Raw genomic sequence first — 19,257 nt, forward strand, 5'->3', positions numbered from 1 at the left:
CGCATCGGCCACCGTCAGGCCGTGAAGCGCCGGACGTACCGCTTCTGCCACGGCGTCTCGACCGCATGGCGGTCATAGTTCCGGCGGACGAACTCCACCGCACGCTCCGGCGGTACGCCGTCCAGTACGGCGAGGCACGCCAGCGCCGTCCCCGTGCGCCCCCGGCCGCCGCCGCAGGCGAACTCGACCCGTTCGGCCCCGGCCCGGTCCCACGCCTCGCCGAGCGTCGCGCGGAGCTGCCGTCCGTCGCTGGGCAGCCAGAAGTCCGGCCAGCGCAGCCACCGCGCCTCCCAGGGCACCTCGGGCGGCTCCTTGCCGAGCAGATACACGGCGTACGACGGCACCGGCCCCGCCGGCATCGGCCGCCGCAGCCCGCGCCCCCGCACCAGCCGCCCTGACGGCAGCCGCAGCACCCCTGGACCGCCCTCGCTCCACGTCTCGTTCACCCACTCACCGTACTGGCGCGAGTCGCCCCGCGGGCGGTGCTCGCGGCCTTCGCCGCACGGCTCCGGGGACCGCCATCGGTCTGGACCTCCGGAGTTATCCACAGGCATGGTCGGAGCCTGCGCGGTCGCGTAACGTGCGGCTCATGAAGATCCTCATTTCCGCGGACATGGAAGGCGCCACCGGCGTGACCTGGCCTGCGGATGTGCTGCCGGGGACGAGTCAGTGGGAGCGCTGCCGTCACCTGTTCACCTCCGACGTCAATGCGGCGATCGCCGGATTCTTCGACGGCGGCGCCGACGACGTGCTCGTCAATGAGGCGCATTGGACGATGCGCAATCTGCTGCTGGAGCAGCTGGACGAGCGGGCGCAGATGCTGACCGGGCGGCACAAGTCGCTGAGCATGGTCGAGGGCGTGCAGCACGGCGACGTGGACGGCATAGCCTTCGTCGGCTATCACACGGGCGCCGGTACGGAAGGCGTGCTGGCGCACACCTACCTCGCCAATTCGATCACGGGCGTATGGGTCGACGGGACCCCGGCGAGCGAGGGCTATCTGAACGCGCTCGTGGTCGCGGAGTACGGCGTGCCGGTGGTCCTGGTGACCGGCGACGACCGGACGTGCGAGGACGCCAAGGGGTACGCACCCGGGGCGCGGGGCATCGCAGTGAAGGACTATGTGTCGCGGTATGCGGCGGTCTGTCGGCCGCCCGCGCGCACGGCCGCGGACATCCGGGCCGCGGCCCGGGAAGCGGCGGCGCTGGCGCGGCGGCACGAGCCCGTGCGGCGTGGTCCGTTCACCGTGGAAGTGGAGTTCGACGCCGAGCACTTGGTGGGCGCCGCCACCTGCGTGCCGGGCGTGGAGCGCAGCGGCACCCGCCGCGTCAGCTACGAAAGCCCGACCATGTACGAAGGTATCCGCTGCTTCAAGGCGGTCACCACCCTCGTCTCGTCCGCCGTGGAGGAGCAGTATGGCTGAGCAGATGATCGATGTGGAGGACGCGATCGCGGGCGAAAGACCCGCGCCGGGCATCCGCCGGGACAGCGCGGTGGATGCCCAGGCGCTGGACGAAGTGGTCCGCTTCACCTCCGAGCTGATCCGCATCGACACCACGAACCGCGGGAGCGGGGACTGCCAGGAGCGCCCGGCCGCCGAGTACGTCGCGGAGCGGCTGGCCGAGGCCGGGATCGAGCCCACCCTGCTGGAGCGCAGCCCGGGCCGGACGAACGTCGTGGCGCGTATCGAGGGCAGCGATCCGGGCGCCGACGCGCTGCTGGTGCACGGCCATCTGGACGTGGTGCCCGCCGCGCCGCACGACTGGAGCGTGCACCCGTTCTCCGGCGAGATTCGGGACGGCGTCGTCTGGGGCCGCGGCGCGATCGACATGAAGAACATGGACGCGATGGTGCTGGCCGCCGTGCGGGCCTGGGCGCGGGCCGGCGTCCGGCCTCGGCGGGACATCGTGCTGGCCTTCACCGCGGACGAGGAGGCCAGCGCCGAGGACGGCTCCGGCTTCCTCGCCGACGAGCATCCGGGCCTCTTCGAAGGGTGCACCGAAGGCATCAGCGAGTCGGGCGCCTTCACCTTCCACGCGGGCGACGGGATGCAGCTGTACCCCATCGCGGCGGGGGAGCGGGGCACGGCCTGGCTGAAGCTGACGGCGACGGGCACGGCGGGCCACGGCTCCAAGGTGAACGGCGCGAACGCGGTGAGCCGGCTCGCCGCCGCCATCGCCCGCATCGGCGAGCACGAGTGGCCGGTGCGGCTCACCCCCACCGTCCGCGCCGCGCTGCGCGAGCTGGCCGCGCTGCACGGCGTCGAGGCCCGGCTGGACGCCACCGATCCGCACGACCTCGCGCGCGACGTCGACGCGCTGCTCGCCGCGCTCGGCCCGGCCGCCGATCTGGTCGCGCCGACCGTGCGCAACAGCGCCAACCCGACGATGCTGGACGCCGGTTACAAGGTCAATGTGATCCCGGGAAGCGCCACCGCCTTCGTGGACGGGCGGGTGCTGCCCGGCGGCGAGGAGGAGTTCCGCACCACCCTCGACCGGCTCACGGGCCCCCATGTGGAGTGGGAGTTCCACCACGGCGAGGTGGCGCTGCAGGCCCCGGTGGACGCGCCGACGTACGCCGCGATGCGGGCCTCGATCGAGCGCTTCGACCCGCAGGCAAAGGTCGTGCCGTACTGCATGTCGGGGGGCACGGACGCCAAGCAGTTCTCCCGGCTGGGCATCATGGGGTACGGCTTCTCGCCCCTCAAGCTGCCCGAGGGCTTCGACTACCAGGCGCTCTTCCACGGCGTCGACGAGCGGGTGCCGGTGGAGGCACTGCACTTCGGCGTGCGGGTACTGGACGACTTCCTGGTGCGCAGCACGGGGTGACCGCGTCGGGCCGGACCGGGGGTGAGCGCCCCGGCCCGGGCGCCGCTGACATGGACCGGACTGACCGAACGGACTGAGAGGAACACCGCCATGGTGACCACGGCGCCCTACGGAGCCTGGCCGTCGCCCATCGACGCCCGGCTGGTCGCCGCCCACGACGGCCGCCCCGAGTACCTCGGCGTCGTGGGCGACGAGGTGTGGTGGACCGAGCCGCGCCCCGAGGAGGGCGGCCGCCGGGCGCTCGTCCGGCGCACGCCGGAGGGCGCGGAGGAGTCGGTGCTGCCCCCGCCGTGGAACGTCCGCAGCCGGGTCATCGAGTACGGCGGCCAGCCCTGGGCCGGCGCCCCGGACGCGGACGGCGCGCCCCTCGTCGTCTTCGTCCACTTCGCCGACCAGCGGCTGTACGCGTACGCGCCGGACGGCGGCGGCGAGCCGCGCCCGCTCACTCCGGTCTCCGCCGTCGGCGGCGGCCTGCGGTGGGTGGACCCGGTCGTGCTGCCGGAGCGCGGCGAAGTGTGGTGCGTGCTGGAGGAGTTCACGGGCGAGGGGCCGACCGACGTGCGCCGGGTGATCGCCGCCGTGCCGCTGGACGGCTCGGCCGCACAAGACCGGGGCGCCATACGGGAGTTGAGTGACGACCGGCACCGCTTCGTCACCGGGCCGCGGCTCTCCCCGGACGGCCGCCGCGCCGCCTGGATCGCCTGGGACCACCCCCGTATGCCGTGGGACGGCACGGTCGTCATGGTCGCCGAGGTGACGGAGGACGGCGCGTTCACCGGCGCCCGCGCCCTGGTCGGCGGCGAGGACGAGTCCGTCGCGCAGATCGAGTGGGCGGCGGACGGCTCACTGCTGTACGTCTCGGACACCGACGGCTGGTGGGAGCTGCGGAGCGCCGACCCGGACCCGGCGGCGGTACGAGCGGGAGCGGGGGACGGCACGGTGACCGGCCGGCGCCTGTATCCGGTCCAGCGGGAGGAGTTCGGCGGGCCGCTGTGGAAGGTCGGGCTGCGCTGGTTCCTGCCGCTGGAGGGCGGCACCATCGCCACGCTCCACGGCCACGGCACGAACTGCCTCGGCATACTGGACCCGGTCGCCGGCGAGCTGGTCGACGCGGTCGGGCCGTGGACGGAGTGGGCCCCCTCGCTCGCCGTGCACGGCACCCGCGTCATCGGCATCGCCGCCAGTCCGCGCAGCGCGTACGAGATCGTCGAGCTGGACACGCTGACGGGCCGCTCGCGGGTGATCGCCGCCCGGCACGTCGACGCGCTGGACCCCGCGTACTACCCCGAGCCGCAGATCCGCACGTTCACCGGCCCCGACGGCCGGGACATCCACGCCCACGTCCACCCGCCGCACAGCCCCACCCACGCTCCGCCGGACGGCGAGCCGGCCCCCTTCGTGGTGTGGGCGCACGGCGGCCCCACCGGCCACGCCCCGCTCGTCCTCGACCTGGAGATTGCCTACTTCACCTCGCGCGGCTTCGGCGTGGCGGAGGTCAACTACGGCGGCTCGACGGGGTACGGCAGGGAGTACCGCGAGCGGCTGCGCGAGCAGTGGGGCGTGGTGGACGTCGAGGACTGCGCCGCGGTCGCCCGGGCGCTGGCCGACGAGGGCACCGCCGACCGCTCCCGGCTCGCGATCCGGGGCGGCAGCGCCGGCGGCTGGACCACCGCGGCCTCGCTGACCGGCACCGACCTCTACGCCTGCGGCACGATCAGCTATCCGGTACTGGACCTGGCGGCCTGGGCCGGCGGCGAGACCCACGACTTCGAGTCGCAGTATCTGGAGTCGCTGGTCGGCCCGCTCGCCGAGGTCCCCGACCGGTACCGCGACCGCTCGCCGCTGCATCAGGCGGACCGGATCTCCGCGCCGTTCCTGCTGCTCCAGGGCCTGGACGACGTGATCTGCCCGCCCGCGCAGGCCGAGCGGTTCCTCGCCGAGGTCGCCCGCTGCGGCATCCCGCACGCGTATCTGTCCTTCGAGGGCGAGGGCCACGGCTTCCGCCGAGAGGACACCATCGTGCGCGCCGTCGAGGCCGAACTGTCCCTGTACGCGCAGACCTTCGGCATCGCGCGTACGGACGTGCCGACGCTGGAACTGGGCAAATGACCGTGCTGCGGGGGATCCGGCCGCCCCGGCTCCGGCCCGGCGACCGGGTGGCCGTCGTCGCGCCGAGCGGCCCGGTCGCCTCCGAGCGGCTGGACGCCGGCCTCGACATCCTGCGCGGCTGGGACCTCGACCCGGTACTGGTGCCGCATGTCCGCGCCGGACACGGGGAGTTGACGTACCTCGCGGCGCCGGACGAGCGCCGCGCGCGCGACCTCCAGGACGCCTGGTGCGACCCGGCGGTGGCGGCGGTGTTCGCGGCGCGCGGCGGGTACGGAGCCCAGCGCATGGTCGACCTGCTGGACTGGGAGGCGATACGGGCGGCGCCGCCCAAGCCGCTGATCGGCTTCAGCGATGTGACCGTCCTGCACGAGGCGTTCGCGCTGCGTGCCGGGGTGGCGACCCTGCACGGCCCGGCGGTGGCCGGCGAGATCTTCCTCAAGGACGAGCCGACCCGGGACCACCTGCGACGCACGCTCTTCACCCCCGAGGACCCGGCCGTCACGACCCTGGCCCCCGGCACGGCGCGCACGCTGATACCGGGCCGGGCGCGCGGCGTCACCTTCGGCGGCTGCCTGGCGCTGCTCGCGAGCGAGACGGGCACGCCGGGCGCCCGGCCGGACGCGGCGGGTGGCCTGTTGCTGCTGGAGGACGTGGGCGAGGCGCCGTACGCCATCGACCGCGCGCTGACCCAACTGCTCCGCTCCGGCACGCTGACCGGCGTGACCGGCGTCCTGCTCGGTTCCTGGGCACGCTGCGGCCCGTACGAGCGGGTCCGTGCGGTACTGACGGACCGGCTGGGCGGCCTCGGGGTACCGGTCGTCGAGGAATTCGGCTTCGGCCACGGCGACTCGGCACTGACGGTACCCCTGGGCGTACCGGCCACACTCGACGCGGACGCGTGCACCCTGACGTTCGACGTACCACCACTGACCTGACGACTCCGCCGGCGCGGGCCGTCAGCCGGGCTTGGCGGCGATGACCGTGTCGAGCATCGCGCGGGACGCCTGCAGCTCGCCGATGGCGCGGCTGATCCGCTCCCGTTCCTGCTCCAGCCGGGCGACGAGATCCGGACAGGTGGGCAGGAGACGGCCGTCGTCCGTACGGACGCAGGGCAGTACCTCTGCGATCAGCGAGGTCGTGAGCCCCGCCGCCAGCAGGCATCGGATACGGCGCACCGTTTCCACGTCCGCCTCGTCGTAGACCCGGTAACCACTCGGCAGTCGCCGCGGTGCCAGCAGGCCCTGCTGCTCGTAGTAGCGCAGCAGCCGCTCGTGGACTCCCGTACGCCGGACCATCTCCTTCATCCGCACGTGGTTCGCCTCCCGGCGCTGCTACTTGACTCTGACATTGGTGTCAGAGTTTAGCGTCGTCGCCATGAACGCTGAGCACTCACAGCACTCACAGCACGCCCTTCCCACCCCTCACCTCGACGTCGTCGTCCAGGGCAGCGGTCCCGCGCTGCTGCTCGCGCACGGTGCCGGTGGTGGCATCGCGGGCAACTTCGGTCTGGTCCTCGACGATCTCGCCCGCGACCACACCCTCATCGGCCCTCACTACCCGGGTGCGGGCGGCTCGCCTGTGGCCACCGAGCCGCTGGATCTGGACGTACTCGCCGACCAGCTGGTCGCCGCCGCTGTCGCGGCGGGGCAGGAGTCGTTCGCCGTACTCGGCGAATCGCTCGGGAGCGCCGTGGCCGTCCGGGTCGCCACCCGGCATCCCGCACGGGTCAGGGCGCTCGTCCTCACCGCCGGGTTCCCGGTCGCGGACCCGGTTCTGGCGCTGGCCGCGAACCTCATCAAGTCCCTGGCAGATGCGGGCCGTTGGGAAGAGGTGGCCCGACTCGCCTGCGTGTCGTGCTTGTCGCGGGCGGACCTGGCGGACCTGGCGCCGTCCGATCTCGACGCGCTGGTGGACCGGACCCTGGACGGGATGCCGCCGGGGATGGTGGACCACTTCGACCTGGTGTCCCGCGTGGACGTCCGGGCGGACCTCGGAAAGGTGTCCGCGCCCGCGCTGGTGGTGGCGCCGATGGGCGACAGGCTGGTCCTCCCGGACAGCTCGTACCGCTTGGCGGCCGGCATCGCGGGCGCCGAGCTGATCGAGCTGCCCGGCGCGGCCCACATCCTGAACGAGGCCGACCGCGCGACGTGGCTGCGGCACGTCCGAAAGTTCCTCGGCGCTCTCCCCGCGCCGGTCACTCTTGCCGAGCCCGTCAACTCCCCCGTGACCAGCGGTAACTGACTGGCAAGTAATATCTTCTGTCACCACCGTTGACATGTCCGAAATGCATGCCGGACCATGAGCGCGCCGTACTGACTGGTAGGTATGGCGTGTCTCTGTGGAGGTCAGCGTGTACCCAGCAGTGTCCCGCCCCGTTCTGCGCACGTCCCTCGCCCTGTTGGCAGCCGTCTCTCTGGCAAGCCCCCTCGCGCTCGCGGCGCCGGCGGCCGCGGTCGCCGATCCGTACGACGTCACCGCCCTGAAGCTGACCGTGCGGGCCGGCGACCGCGACTGCACGGTGGACGCCGATCTCTACCGCCCGGCCGGCGTCGACGCGGCGCACCCCGCGCCCGCCGTGCTGACCACCAACGGCTTCGGCGGCAGCAAGGCGGACGGCTCGACCGCCGCCACCGCCAAGGCCTTCGCCGAGCGCGGCTACGTCGGCCTGGCCTACTCCGGCCTGGGCTTCGGCAAGTCCGGCTGCCCGGTCTCGCTCGACGACCCGCGGATCGACGGTCAGGCGGCAAGTCAGCTCATCGACTTCCTCGCCGGTACGCGCACGGCGGACGACGGCACCCGCGTCGACTACGTCACGAAGGACAGCGGCGCCGGAAAGAGTGCCGATCCGCGCGTCGGGATGATCGGCGGGTCGTACGGCGGCGCGATCCAGCTGGCCACCGCCTCCGTCGATCACCGCGTGGACGCGCTCGTCCCCCTGATCACCTGGAACGACCTGGCCTACGCCTTGGACCCCAACAACGCCGACCAGCCGGCGGGCAGCGTCAGCAACGACGTACCCGGTGCGTACAAGCACCAGTGGACCAACGGGTTCTTCCTCATCGGCGAGGCGCAGGGGCTGCTGAACCCGAGCCTGGACCCGTCCCGGCTCGGCGGCGCCGGCTGTCTGCACTTCGTCGCCAAGGCGTGCGAGACCAAGCGCTGGCTGGACTCGGGCCGGTATACCGACGACAGTAAGCAGTCGATCCTCGACTACGCGCGCAGCGTCAGCCCCGTCTCGTACCTGAAGTCCGTCAAGGCACCGACGCTGCTGGTCCAGGGCCAGGCGGACAGCCTGTTCAACCTCAACGAGGCGGCGGCCACCTACCGGACGCTCACGGCGCAGGGCACCGAGGCCAAGATGATCTGGCAGTCCTGGGGCCACAGCGGCGGCATGACCGACCCGGCCTCCGGCGAACTGAATCTCGCCGAAGGCAACTTGGACACCAGCTACGTCGGGCAGCGCATCCTGGCCTGGTTCGACCGCTACCTCCAGCACAAGAAGGGCACCGACACCGGGCCCGCGTTCGCCTACTACCGGGACTGGATGCCGGTCGGGCAGACGTACGGCACGTCGGCCGCCTTCCCCGCGAGCGGCGACGCCTGGAAGCTGTACCTCTCCGGCGACGGCAAGCTCGTCGACAACCGGTCGAAGGTGGCGCGCGGCAGCCGCGAATACCGCAACGGGCTACTGCCCACCAGCCACTCGGAGAGCTCGCTGGCGGGGCTCATCGGGCTGAAGGACCCCGAGCCGTACGACCTCAAGGGCAGCTACCTGGGGTGGACCTCCGAGCCGGTCGAGGGCGCGCCCGTCGACGTGGTGGGCGCCCCGAAGGCGACCCTGAAGGTCGTCTCGCCGCGCACCGAGCGGGTGCAGAACTCCGGCGACGCGGCCGACAAGCTGGTCCTCTTCGCCAAGCTGTACGACATCGCGCCGGACGGCTCCAAGACGCTCGTGCACCGGCTCGTGGCGCCCGCGCGGGTGCCGGACGCGACCCGCCCTTTCACCGTCGAGCTGCCCGCCATCGTGCACCGCTACCAGCCGGGCCACCGCCTGCAGTTCGTCATCGCGGCGAGCGACACGGCGTACTACGGCAACCGCGGCATCAAGCCGGTCACGGTCACCAGTGCGCCGAACGACACGGGGACGCTCGAACTCCCGCTGGCGGGCCAGTAGCCGGTAGCCGGCAGCCAGTAGGCGGGCGGGTCAGTCCTCCGCCACCGTGATCGCCTGTACCGGGCAGGCGCGGGCTGCCTCGTGCACGAGGGGGTCGGCCGGGGCGTCCTCGGCGCGCGGCAGCAGCGCACTGAAGCCGTCGTCGTCCTGGGTGAAGGTCTTGGGCGCGGTGAGGGCGCACTGGCCCGCGCCGATACAGATGTCCTTGTCGATGCTGATGTGCTGGGTCGTCGGCATGGTCGGTCCCTGGAGTCCGTGGGTGGCTTGTGGGGGAGGGGCCGGCCCGGCGCGGTGGTGGTGCTGCCGTGTCGGGGACGGGGCCGGCCGGTGGAGCGGTGAGCGGTACTACGCGGGTCTGCGGTACTGCGCGGTGAGCGGTTCTACGGGGTCAACGACTACCAGGCGACGGGGAGTTCCACCATGCCCTGGAGGGTGTCGCCGGGCTTGAACGGGATCTCCTCGGCGGGTGCCGCGAGGCGCAGGCCGGGGAACCGGGCGAAGAGCGAGTGCAGCGCGATCTCCAGCTCGGCACGGGCGAGGTTCTGGCCCAGGCATTGGTGGATGCCGAAGCCGAAGGCGACGTGGTGCCGGGCGGAGCGGTCCCAGTCCAGCTCGTTCGGCGCGTCGTACGCCGTCTCGTCACGGTTGACGAGCGAGGTGGACAGCACCACGCCATCGCCGGCCTTCACGGTCACGCCGCCGACCTCGATGTCCTCGGTCGCCACCCGCAGCATCCCGTCCGCGATGGACAGGTACCGCAGCAGCTCCTCGACCGCGGTGGGCATGAGCGACGGGTCGGCGCGCAGCGCCGCCAGCTGCTCCGGGTGCTGGAGCAGCGTGAACGTGCCCAGCGAGATCATGTTGGCGGTCGTCTCGTGCCCGGCCACCAGCAGGATCATCGCCATGTTGACCAGCTCGTCGCGCGGCAGGTCGCCGGTGCGCAGCCGGTCGGCGATCAGCTCGTCGAGCAGCCCGTCGCCCGGCTCGGCCTCCTTCTGGGCGATCAGGCCGCCGAAGTACGCCTCCAGGTCGTTCCTGGCTTTCATGGAGTCGCTCGCGGCCGGGCCGCGCAGCAGGCGCCGCGACGCGTCCTCGAAGAACTCGTGGTCGGCGTACGGAACGCCGAGCAGCTCGCAGATGACCATGGACGGCACGGGCAGGGCGAACGCCGAGACCAGCTCGGCCGGCTGCCCGGCGGCCACCATGTCATCGAGCAGCCGGTCGACGATCTCCTGGATACGCGGTCGCATCGCCGCGATCCGCTTCAGCCCGAAGCTGGGGATCAGCATCCGGCGTTGGACGTTGTGCTCGGGGTCGTCGACGCCGAGGAGCGTGGCGCGGCTCCGCGGCTCCTTGCGCAGCGCCTCGAAGCGGGCGTTGGGCATCGGGAAGTCCGGGTTGAGCCGGTCCGACGACAGGCGCTGGTCGGTGAGCAGGGCGCGCGCCTCCGCGTGCCCTGTCACGACCCACACTTCCCGGCCGTCGTAGAGGTGGACACGGGCGAGCGGCCCCTGTTCGCGCAGGGGCTCATAGGCGGTGGGCGGGTGATAGGGACAGGCGCGGTCCTGCGGAAACGCGACCGTTTCCGCCACCGCTTCCGATATTGCTTCCGACACGGCGTACCTCCGGTGCAGTGACTCGGATGTGCTGCTTCTCATTTCATGCGATGTCGGTAGATGTCGCTACGTGAAGTTCGGCCAAGCGGGTTGGTATTGCCGCGAGTTGGCGGTCTCGTCTGGTAGGGGGCGGCTGAGCAGCGGGTACGGGAGGGGGCCCGGGTGCCGGCCACCTTGCGGGGTGCGGGGAAGGGGTGCCGACCCCTCCGCGGGGCCGCGCCTACGGGCCGGGCGTGGCCGAGATGCGTCGCATACGGCGAGCGGTTCGCGCCGTTCCGGACGCGCGCACCACCCGAAGCGGCACTCTTCTCGTAGATGGCACTCAGTGCCACACTGGCGGGATGAACGACGACGTGGGATACCGAGGTGACGCGACGGACCCGGTCTGGGCCGCGCTCGGCGGCCCGGCCGGACTGACCGGACGGGTGCGCTACGCCGGTGCGCGCGGGCTGCTGCCCGCGCGGCTGCCGGTCATGGACCTGGCCAGGACGACCGTCGCGGTCTGCGCACTGGCCGGCGCGGAACTCGCCGCGGCCCACACCGGCGGCCCCGTGCCCGCCGTGACCGTCGACGACGGCGCCGTGGCCACCGCCTTCCTCAGCGAACGCCACCTGCGCATCGACGGCCGGGCGCCCACGGCCTTCGCGCCGCTCTCCGGCTTCTGGCACACCGCCGACGGCCGACTGCGTACCCACGCCAACTACCCGCACCACCGCGACCGCCTGCTCGCCGCCCTCGGTCTGCCCGGCGACGCGGGACCCGAGGCGCTCGCGGCCGAGCTCGCGGGGCGGAGCGCCGAGGAGGTCGAGGAGACCGTGTACGCGGCGGGCGGCCTGGCCATCGCCGTACGGGACGCCAAGGAGTGGGCCGCCCACCCGCAGGGCGCCGCCGTGGCCCGCCGCCCGCTGCTCACCCTCGCGCCGCTCGGCGCCGCCACGCCGCCGGTCCGGCCGCCGGGCCTGGCCGGCGACCCCCTGCTGCCCGCCGCCGGGCTGCGCGTACTGGACCTGACGCGGGTGCTCGCCGGGCCGGTCGCCACCCGTACGCTCGCGCTGCTCGGCGCCGACGTACTGCGCATCGACGCGCCAGGGCTGCCGGAGAGCCGGGACACGCACGGCGACACCGGCTTCGGGAAGCGTTCCGCCGTACTGGATCTCGGCGCGCGGGCCGGGCGGGCGTCCTTCGAGGAGCTGCTCGCGCTCGCCGACGTGGTCGTCACCGGCTACCGCCCTGGCGCCCTGGACCGCTTCGGGCTGGCCCCGGAAGCGCTCGCCGAGCGCCGCCCCGGCATCGTTGTCGCGCGGCTGTCCGCATGGGGCGACTACGGCCCGTGGGGCGGCCGCCGCGGCTTCGACAGCCTCGTCCAGGCCGCCACCGGCATCGCCGTGACCGAGGCGGCGGCCGACGGCATGCCCGGCGTGCTGCCCGCCCAGGCGCTGGACCACGGCACCGGCTACCTGCTGGCCGCCGCGGTGCTGCGGGCGCTCACCGAGCGGTCCCGTACGGGCGGTTCGCGGCTGGCGACACTCGCCCTCACGCAGACCGCCGCGCTGCTCACCGACGTCCTGCCGCGGCGCGCGCCCGGCACCGCCGACGCGTTCGACCCGGAGGCCCGGCTCGCCGACGCCGACAGCCCCCTGGGCCGGCTGCGGCACGCCCTGCCGCCGGTCTCCTTCGCCAATGGCCCGGTCAACTGGTCGCGCCCGCCGAGTAATTGGGGCAGCGACGCGCCGACGTGGTGGTGAGTACCGGGGATCGGGCCCCGCTGCCGACCTCGGGGACAGCCGGGCTTCCGGCCCGGTCGGCCCCGGGGGCACGCGCTCCGGGGACACACCCCCCGGACGCACAGCGCACCCCGCACACCTGACCGATATCATCCGATGATGGCCGACGACCGACACCCCGCGCCCGCGTCCGTCGCCGCGGGGCAGCCCGACCCGTACCTCGCCCGCGGCCACCGCGTGGGCATCCGGCCGTTCCGGCGGGCGGACCGCGCGGAGTTCACCGCCCGGGCGCGGGAGAGCGCGGAGCTGCACCGGCCCTGGCTCTTCCCGCCCGCCGACGAGTCGTCCTACGACGCGTACTACGCCCGGCTGCAGGAGCCCTCGCGCGCGGGCTTCCTGATCTGCGGCCTCCAGGACGGCGGCCGGATCGCGGGCTACCTCACGATCAACAACATCGTGCAGGGCGGCTTCCGCTGCGGCGCGGCCGGCTACGGCGCCTTCGCGCACGCCGCGGGCCGCGGGCTGATGAGCGAGGGGCTGCAGCTGATCCTGCGGTACTCCTTCGGGCCGCTCGGCCTGCACCGCATCGAGGTCAACGTCCAGCCGGAGAACACCGCCTCGATCGCGCTCGCCCGCCGCAACGGCTTCCGGAAGGAGGGCTATTCGCCCGACTTCCTCTTCATCGACGGGGCCTGGCGGGACCACGAGCGCTGGGCCATCACCAGCGAGATGATGCCCCCGGAAGGCCCGTGATCCCCGCATCGCCGGCCCGCTCTCTCAGCGCCGTTTCCGGTTGATCTTCATCGTGTCCATGTCCGTGGCCGAGGAGCGCAGGTCGCGGTAGCCGTACCCGGCAGCGCGCAGCGCGTTCTCGGCCTTCTCCTCGGCGAGCGCGGCCGCCATCTCTTCGCCGTCCGCCGCGTCCGAGACGATGACGTACCGGTAGGCGAAGGATGTCATCGAGGGGTCGCACGCGAGTGCCCCTTCGGGCGTGAACTGCAGCTGCGCCAGGCCCTGCTCGTCGGCCTCGGCCCGCAGCCGCGCTCCGGCCTCCTCGGTCAGCCCGTCCCACTTGCCGCGCACGATCACGCGGTAGGTGTGCTCGGCGGCCATCTCGTCCGTCCTCGTGGCCATCTCGTCCGTCCTCGCCTTCGCCGTGCCGCACGCCAGCGGCATACGGGCTGCGTCATACGGTGTACGGGGCCAGCATCCATCATCCACCGGCGCCGTGTCGCGCGAATTGTTCGGGTTGTTCGCGAACTGTTTTTTGCGCAACCCTGACCGGAGGACGCCCTGTTCAGTACGGCCGGGAGCAGGTTCCATGGTCACCAGACGGCCGCCGTGACCAGGGCGGCCCCGTCCGACTGCGAGGCACTGTGGCCACGAGTGTGCGACGCACCACCCTCTCCCTGCCCGCGGCGGCCGTCGGCCCCGACAACCCGCTGCCCGCGCTGGCCGGCCCCCGTGACGTGCACCGCATCACCGTCCCCCAGGACGCGGGCGTGCCCGCCGACATGGCCCGGCAGCTCTCCTACCGGCCGCTGGACTCCCTCTTGCCCGTACGCCGCAGGGACGGTTACGGCCGCGACCGCACCCCTACCGACCTCGACGCGCTCGTGATCGAGAACGACCGGCTGCGCGCCACCGTCCTGCCGGGCCTCGGCGGCCGCGTCCACTCGCTGCACCACAAGCCCACAGGACGCGAACTGCTCTACCGCAACCCGGTGTTCCAGCCCGCCGACTTCGCGCTCAACGGCGCGTGGTTCTCCGGCGGCATCGAATGGAACATCGGCGCGACCGGGCACACCACGCTCTCCTGCGCTCCCGTGCACGCCGCGCGGGTGCCGGCACCGGACGGCGGCGAGATGCTGCGCCTGTGGGAGTGGGAGCGGCTGCGCGACCTGCCCTTCCAGGTCGACCTCTGGCTCCCGGACGGCTCCGACTTCCTGTACGTCGGTGTGCGCATTCTCAACCCCCACCACCACACCGCGCCCGTCTACTGGTGGTCCAACATCGCCGTCCCCGAGGACACGCGCACCCGCGTTCTCGCCCCCGCCGACGAGGCGTGGCACTTCGGGTACGAGCGCACGCTGCGCCGCGTCCCGGTCCCCGAGTCCGGCGGCGCCGACCGCACGTACCCGCTGCGCAGCGAGTACCCCGCCGACTACTTCTACGAGATCGCGCCCGGCGACCGCCGCTGGATCGCCTCCCTCGACGCCGACGGCCACGGCCTCGTGCACACCTCCACCGACACCCTGCGCGGCCGCAAGCTGTTCCTGTGGGGCGCGGGCCGGGCCGGGCGGCACTGGCAGGAGTGGCTGACCGAGCCGGGCACCCCCGGGTACGCGGAGATCCAGGCCGGGCTCGCGCGCACCCAGCTGGAGCACGTACCCCTCGACGCGGGCGCGGAGTTCGCGTGGCTGGAGGCGTACGGGCCGCTGGCCGCCGACCCGGAAGCGGTGCACGGGGCGGATTGGAGCGCGGCCCGTGGTGAGGTCGCGGACCGGCTCGAAACGGCGCTGCCGCGCGCCGACGTGGAAGCCGCGTACGCCGCCTGGCGGCCGTACGCCGACCTCGAACCGAAGGAGCGGCTCGCCACCGGCTCCGGCTGGGGCGCGCTGGAGGTGGCCCGCGCCGGGTACGACCTGCCGGGCACGCCGTTCACCGAGGACACCCTGGGCGAGGAACAACGGCCCTGGCTGGAACTGCTGCGCACCGGCGATCTCCCGCAGGGAAACCCGGAGGGACACCGGGGCGGGCACCCGGACGGGCACCCGGAAGGGCCGGGTCTGCCGGGCGCGTCGCTGGTCGCCCCACCCTGGCGCGACCTTCTCGAATCCGCGCGCCCGAGCCCCGCTTCCGACTACCACCTGGGCGTCGCCCAATGGCACGCGGGCGACCGCGCCCAGGCCGTCCGCAGCTGGGAACGCGCGCTCTCCCGCGGCCGCAGCTGCTGGCCGCTGTACTGCCTGGCGGTCGCGGAGGCCGCGGCGGGCGAGACGGCCCGGGCGGCGCAGCGGTACGCCGAAGCCGTCGCGTGCGCGGCCGAGGACACCGCGGAGGTGCGGCGCACCGTACTGCCCGCGCTCGCCCGGGAGGCGGTGCCCGCGCTGATCGCGGCGGACCGCGCCGACGACGCGGCGTCCGTCCTCGCCCGGCTGAGCCCGGCGGACCGCGCACGCGGCCGCTTCCGCCTGCTGACGGCTCAGGTCCTGCTCGCACAGGGCGACGTGGCCGGCGCCCGCGCGGTCTTCGACGAGGGCTTCGAGGTCGCGGACCTCCGGGAGGGCGACGAGACGCTGAGTGACACCTGGTACGCGATCGCCGAACGGCTCGTCGCCGGCGACGGCCCGGTCATGGATGAGGTACGCGCCCGGGCCCGCGCGGATCATCCGCTCCCCGAGCGGTACGAGTACCGTATGCGCCTGGCCTGAAAGAGGGCGCCCGGGGCCGTTCGTCACCCGTACGCGCGGCGAACGGAATGATCAGGCGGGGACACTCGTTGCACAGCAACATGAAGGCAATCACCACCGACAGCTATGGCGACCCCGATGTCCTCGCCCTCACCGACCAGCCCGACCCGAAGGTGGCGCCCGACTCGGTCCTGATCCGGGTCAAGGCGGCCGGCGTCAATCCGGTCGACTGGAAGATCCTCGCCGGCTACCTCGACCCGATCATGCACGTGCACTTCCCGCTGATCCCCGGGTGGGACGTGGCGGGCGTCGTCGAGGCGGTCGGCGCGGACGCCACCGAATACGAGGTCGGCGACGAGGTCATGGGGTACGTGCGCAAGGACGAGGTCCAGCACGGCACCTTCGCCGAGCTGGTCGCCGCGCCCGTGCGGACCCTCGCGCGCAAGCCGGCCGCGCTGGACTGGCGGCAGGCGGCCGGCCTCCCGCTGGCCGGGCTCACCGCGTACCAGGCGCTCAAGCGGCTGGGCGTGGGGCGCGGCGACACGGTGCTGGTGCACGCGGCGGCGGGCGGCGTCGGGGCGTTCGCCGTGCAGATCGCGGTCGCACAGGGCGCCCGGGTCATCGGCACGGCGAGCGAGCGCAACCACGACTTCCTGCGCTCGCTGGGCGCCGAGCCGGTGACCTATGGGGAGGGCCTCGCCGACCGGGTGCGCGAGCTGGCCCCGGACGGCGTGGACGCGGCGGCGGACTTCGTCGGCGGCGACGCGGTCGACGTCTCCCAGCAGGTACTGAAGGACCCGGCACGGGTGGCGTCGGTCGTCGACAACGAGGTCACCGGCAAGGGCGGCCACCTCGTGTGGGTGCGGCCGGACAGCGCCGACCTCACCGCGCTCGCCGAGCTCGCCGACGCCGGGAAGCTCACCGTCACCATCGACACGGCACTGCCGCTGGACCAGGCCGCCGAGGCGTTCCGCCGCAGCCAGTCCGGCCGCGCCCGCGGCAAGATCGTCCTCGACGTGTCCTGAAATCACGACCTGCCCCGAGAGCCCGTGTAAGCCGAGCCCGTACACAACGAGCTCGTACACAACACGGGCTCTGAGGCGCCGTCAGGTGATCGCCACCCGGTCCACGTACTCGAAGATCGAGCCGTCCGGGTGGCGGGCCACCATGTTGCGGCCGGCGGGGCCGGCGAGCGGGCCCGCGATGACCTGTCCGCCGACCGCCTTCAGGTCGTCCACCGCCTGGTCCACGTTCGACACCGCGATCGTCGCGGTGATCTTGCGGAGTACGGACAGCTCCGCCTCGGGGCCGCTCATCAGGAAGAAGCAGCCGACCGCGGCGACGGACACGCCACCGCGCTGGAAGCGCTGCGCCTGCGCGCCCGTCAGCCGTTCGTACACGGGAATCGCGGTGTCCAGGTCGTCGACGCACACGCGCAGTGAGGTACCGAGAATGTCCATGCGGAGGAGCCTAGTTGGCGTGGCCGGACAGCGCGATCATCCGACGAAGCCGCCAAAAGGACCTCCGGAAGGTCCTCACACGCGGCACAGGATTTCTCCGTGCAGCATGGAGAACCAGCCGTCCTCCCGGGCGCCCCACTCGCGCCAGGCGGCGCTGATCGCCCGCAGCTCCGCCTCGGTGGCGTGCCCGCCTTCGGTCGCCCGCCGTGCGTACGACGAGGACAGCGTGCGCTCCGCCCACAGGTCGCTCCACCAGGCGCGTTCCTCCGGCGTCGCGTAGCACCACGCGCTCGCCGTCGCCGTGACGGCCTCCGGGGCGAACCCCGCCGCCAGCGCCCAGGAGCGCAGCCGCCGCCCGGCGTCCGGCTCCCCGCCGTTGGCGCGGGCCACCCGCTCGTACAGGTCGAGCCACTCGTCCATGCCGGAGACCGACGGGTACCAGGTCATGGTGGCGTAGTCGCCGTCCCGTACCGCGACGATCCCGCCCGGCTTGGTGACCCGGCGCATCTCGCGCAGCGCCTGTACGGGGTCGCCGACGTGCTGCAGGACCTGGTGGGCGTGGACGACGCAGAAGGTGTCGTCCGGGTAGTCCAGTGCGTGGACATCGCCGACCGCGAAGTGGACGTTGGTCAGGCCGCGGTCGTCCGCGACGGCCCGGGCCTGCTCCAGTACGCCCGGCGCGTGCTCCAGGCCGGTCACCGAGCCGTCCGGCACCAGTGCCGCCAGGTCGGCGGTGATGGTGCCGGGACCGCAGCCGATGTCCAGGATCTTCATGTGCGGCTTGAGTGAATCCAGCAGGTAGGCCGCGGAGTTGGCGGCTGTGCGCCAGGTGTGCGAGCGCAGTACGGACTCGTGGTGACCGTGGGTGTAGACGGCGGACTCCTGCGACATGGCTGCTCCTTCGCATGCTCGATGCGGTCGTCAATGCGGTCGTCGATGCGGTCACGGCGCGGGGGTCGCGCCGTGATCACACCGTACGCCGCTATCTCGGATTATGAGAGCCCCGTCTCAGGATGTGATCGGCTCACTCCGGAAGCAGCCGATACACCACCAGCGCCTCGTTCTCCTTGTCGATCGTCAACTCCTGCGCTGCTGCGGTTACTTCGCCGTCGTACGCGAGGTCCGTGCCGGGTGCGAGGCCGCCGATCCGCAGCGTCCGCAGCCGTGCCTCGCTCAGGACGGGGGAGTGCCGCAGTGCGCCCGTCAGCGCCGCGGTGAGCAGTCGGGTGCGGGCCAGCCGGCCGCCGTGCACCATCCGTACGTCCAGCACGCCGTCCGCCAGGTCGTGCCGCCGTACCGGGGCCGAACCGAGCCCCCGGTAAGAGCAGTTGCCCACGAACAGCGTCCACAGCTCGCGCCGTCGGCCGTTGACCTCCACGGTCACCGGCTCCGCGGTGCGCAGCACCTGCCACGCGGCCAGCACTCCGGCCGGCCAGGCGCCGATCTTTCCGGCCCACTCCTCCCTGATCCGCACCAGCTCCGGGTAGGCGCCGATCGAGAAGGTGTTCAGGAAGTGCGTCGGCTCCTGCCGCGGCCCCGTGCGGAACCGCGCGAGGTCCACCGCGACGGCCTCACCGGTCTGCACCGCCCGGGCCGCCTCGGCCACGGTCTCCACGCCCAGGTCGTACGCGAAGTGGTTGTGCGTGCCGCCGGGCAGTACCGCCAGCGGTACGCCGTGCCGTGCCGCGACCGCCGCCGCCGCGTTGATCGTGCCGTCCCCGCCCAGCACGCCGAGCGCGCCCCCGCGTTCCGCGGCCCGCTCGGCCGCGGCCCGCAGCGCCTTGTCCAGCGGCTCCGCGCCCTGGTGGCCGCACTCGGTCACCTCGGCCCGCGGCAGCACGTCGTGGATGACCGGGGTCTGGTCGCTGTGCGCGCCGGTGCGCTGGCCCGAGCCCTGGTTGGTGACGACGAACAGCCCGTCGCCGTCCGGCAG

18 protein-coding genes are annotated in these 19,257 nt (G+C 73.1%); 10 read left to right on the plus strand and 8 right to left on the minus strand.

Annotated elements, in window-relative coordinates; translation table 11 throughout:
- Positions 1 to 14: 14 nt before the first annotated feature.
- A complete protein-coding gene (locus ABT381_RS21555) occupies positions 15 to 446 on the minus strand; it encodes a phosphatase domain-containing protein (RefSeq protein ID WP_351596639.1) in 432 nt (143 codons plus the stop codon).
- Between the two features lie 143 nt (positions 447 to 589).
- Here ABT381_RS21555 and ABT381_RS21560 point away from each other — a divergent pair, with 143 nt between their 5' ends.
- The 4 genes from ABT381_RS21560 to ABT381_RS21575 all read left to right on the plus strand — a co-directional run bounded on the left by ABT381_RS21560 (position 590) and on the right by ABT381_RS21575 (position 5,872).
- On the plus strand, positions 590 to 1,423 hold the full coding sequence (locus ABT381_RS21560; protein ID WP_351596641.1) for a M55 family metallopeptidase: 834 nt from the start codon (positions 590 to 592) through the stop codon (positions 1,421 to 1,423).
- A gap of 4 nt (positions 1,424 to 1,427) precedes the next feature.
- Entirely contained in the window at positions 1,428 to 2,828 is a 1,401-nt protein-coding gene (locus ABT381_RS21565) for a M20/M25/M40 family metallo-hydrolase (protein ID WP_467754609.1), read from the plus strand.
- A gap of 90 nt (positions 2,829 to 2,918) precedes the next feature.
- The gene (locus tag ABT381_RS21570; RefSeq protein ID WP_351596647.1) at positions 2,919 to 4,937 is read left to right on the plus strand and encodes a S9 family peptidase; all 2,019 of its coding nucleotides are present in this window, start codon (positions 2,919 to 2,921) and stop codon (positions 4,935 to 4,937) included.
- Complete coding sequence (locus tag ABT381_RS21575; protein ID WP_351596650.1) at positions 4,934 to 5,872, plus strand: S66 peptidase family protein; 939 nt, start codon at positions 4,934 to 4,936, stop codon at positions 5,870 to 5,872. The genes ABT381_RS21570 and ABT381_RS21575 overlap by 4 nt, the downstream gene beginning before the upstream one ends.
- A gap of 21 nt (positions 5,873 to 5,893) precedes the next feature.
- On the opposite strand, the gene ABT381_RS21580 is transcribed toward ABT381_RS21575, so the two are convergent.
- Complete coding sequence (locus ABT381_RS21580) at positions 5,894 to 6,247, minus strand: MerR family transcriptional regulator (RefSeq protein WP_351596653.1); 354 nt, start codon at positions 6,245 to 6,247, stop codon at positions 5,894 to 5,896.
- A gap of 64 nt (positions 6,248 to 6,311) precedes the next feature.
- On the opposite strand from ABT381_RS21580, the gene ABT381_RS21585 reads away from it, so the two are divergent.
- A complete protein-coding gene (locus tag ABT381_RS21585) occupies positions 6,312 to 7,178 on the plus strand; it encodes an alpha/beta fold hydrolase (RefSeq protein WP_351596656.1) in 867 nt (288 codons plus the stop codon).
- A 136-nt stretch (positions 7,179 to 7,314) separates the two neighbouring features.
- Complete coding sequence (locus ABT381_RS21590) at positions 7,315 to 9,111, plus strand: CocE/NonD family hydrolase (RefSeq protein WP_467754608.1); 1,797 nt, start codon at positions 7,315 to 7,317, stop codon at positions 9,109 to 9,111.
- Positions 9,112 to 9,141: 30 nt separating this feature from the next.
- On the opposite strand, the gene ABT381_RS21595 is transcribed toward ABT381_RS21590, so the two are convergent.
- Together ABT381_RS21595 and ABT381_RS21600 are read right to left on the minus strand one after the other, a co-directional pair.
- Positions 9,142 to 9,348, minus strand: coding sequence for a ferredoxin (locus ABT381_RS21595; RefSeq protein ID WP_351596662.1), 207 nt, complete (start codon positions 9,346 to 9,348; stop codon positions 9,142 to 9,144).
- A gap of 158 nt (positions 9,349 to 9,506) precedes the next feature.
- Complete coding sequence (locus ABT381_RS21600; protein WP_467754594.1) at positions 9,507 to 10,769, minus strand: cytochrome P450; 1,263 nt, start codon at positions 10,767 to 10,769, stop codon at positions 9,507 to 9,509.
- 299 nt (positions 10,770 to 11,068) lie between these two features.
- Between ABT381_RS21600 and ABT381_RS21605 the strand changes: the two genes are divergently transcribed.
- Positions 11,069 to 12,472 (plus strand): CoA transferase, encoded by a 1,404-nt coding sequence (locus ABT381_RS21605; RefSeq protein WP_351596665.1) that lies wholly within the window; start codon positions 11,069 to 11,071, stop codon positions 12,470 to 12,472.
- A 138-nt stretch (positions 12,473 to 12,610) separates the two neighbouring features.
- On the plus strand, positions 12,611 to 13,204 hold the full coding sequence (locus tag ABT381_RS21610) for a GNAT family N-acetyltransferase (protein WP_351596668.1): 594 nt from the start codon (positions 12,611 to 12,613) through the stop codon (positions 13,202 to 13,204).
- A gap of 24 nt (positions 13,205 to 13,228) precedes the next feature.
- Here ABT381_RS21610 and ABT381_RS21615 read toward each other — a convergent pair whose 3' ends face one another.
- Complete coding sequence (locus ABT381_RS21615) at positions 13,229 to 13,564, minus strand: DUF6204 family protein (RefSeq protein ID WP_351596690.1); 336 nt, start codon at positions 13,562 to 13,564, stop codon at positions 13,229 to 13,231.
- 263 nt (positions 13,565 to 13,827) lie between these two features.
- Here ABT381_RS21615 and ABT381_RS21620 point away from each other — a divergent pair, with 263 nt between their 5' ends.
- On the plus strand, positions 13,828 to 15,885 hold the full coding sequence (locus ABT381_RS21620; RefSeq protein ID WP_351596670.1) for a DUF5107 domain-containing protein: 2,058 nt from the start codon (positions 13,828 to 13,830) through the stop codon (positions 15,883 to 15,885).
- Between the two features lie 80 nt (positions 15,886 to 15,965).
- Entirely contained in the window at positions 15,966 to 16,889 is a 924-nt protein-coding gene (locus ABT381_RS21625) for an NADP-dependent oxidoreductase (RefSeq protein WP_351596673.1), read from the plus strand.
- 81 nt (positions 16,890 to 16,970) lie between these two features.
- On the opposite strand, the gene ABT381_RS21630 is transcribed toward ABT381_RS21625, so the two are convergent.
- The 3 genes from ABT381_RS21630 to ABT381_RS21640 form a co-directional block, all read right to left on the minus strand.
- Entirely contained in the window at positions 16,971 to 17,324 is a 354-nt protein-coding gene (locus ABT381_RS21630; protein WP_351596675.1) for a VOC family protein, read from the minus strand.
- A 75-nt stretch (positions 17,325 to 17,399) separates the two neighbouring features.
- Complete coding sequence (locus ABT381_RS21635; protein WP_351596678.1) at positions 17,400 to 18,215, minus strand: class I SAM-dependent methyltransferase; 816 nt, start codon at positions 18,213 to 18,215, stop codon at positions 17,400 to 17,402.
- A 133-nt stretch (positions 18,216 to 18,348) separates the two neighbouring features.
- The coding region (locus tag ABT381_RS21640; RefSeq protein WP_351596681.1) for a diacylglycerol/lipid kinase family protein at positions 18,349 to 19,257 on the minus strand (909 nt) is incomplete at its 5' end.

Source organism: Streptomyces sp. NPDC000151 (assembly GCF_040301705.1).
Taxonomy (GTDB): domain Bacteria; phylum Actinomycetota; class Actinomycetes; order Streptomycetales; family Streptomycetaceae; genus Streptomyces.

Coding starts and splice junctions, on each gene's coding strand:
- ABT381_RS21625 (WP_351596673.1), top strand. CDS start 15,966: ATGAAGGCAATCACCACCGACAGCTATGGCGACCCCGATGTCCTCGCC.
- ABT381_RS21570 (WP_351596647.1), top strand. CDS start 2,919: ATGGTGACCACGGCGCCCTACGGAGCCTGGCCGTCGCCCATCGACGCC.
- ABT381_RS21575 (WP_351596650.1), top strand. CDS start 4,934: ATGACCGTGCTGCGGGGGATCCGGCCGCCCCGGCTCCGGCCCGGCGAC.
- ABT381_RS21630 (WP_351596675.1), bottom strand. CDS start 17,324: ATGGACATTCTCGGTACCTCACTGCGCGTGTGCGTCGACGACCTGGAC.
- ABT381_RS21560 (WP_351596641.1), top strand. CDS start 590: ATGAAGATCCTCATTTCCGCGGACATGGAAGGCGCCACCGGCGTGACC.
- ABT381_RS21600 (WP_467754594.1), bottom strand. CDS start 10,769: ATGAGAAGCAGCACATCCGAGTCACTGCACCGGAGGTACGCCGTGTCG.
- ABT381_RS21635 (WP_351596678.1), bottom strand. CDS start 18,215: ATGTCGCAGGAGTCCGCCGTCTACACCCACGGTCACCACGAGTCCGTA.
- ABT381_RS21615 (WP_351596690.1), bottom strand. CDS start 13,564: ATGGCCGCCGAGCACACCTACCGCGTGATCGTGCGCGGCAAGTGGGAC.
- ABT381_RS21585 (WP_351596656.1), top strand. CDS start 6,312: ATGAACGCTGAGCACTCACAGCACTCACAGCACGCCCTTCCCACCCCT.
- ABT381_RS21565 (WP_467754609.1), top strand. CDS start 1,428: ATGATCGATGTGGAGGACGCGATCGCGGGCGAAAGACCCGCGCCGGGC.
- ABT381_RS21610 (WP_351596668.1), top strand. CDS start 12,611: ATGGCCGACGACCGACACCCCGCGCCCGCGTCCGTCGCCGCGGGGCAG.
- ABT381_RS21605 (WP_351596665.1), top strand. CDS start 11,069: ATGAACGACGACGTGGGATACCGAGGTGACGCGACGGACCCGGTCTGG.
- ABT381_RS21595 (WP_351596662.1), bottom strand. CDS start 9,348: ATGCCGACGACCCAGCACATCAGCATCGACAAGGACATCTGTATCGGC.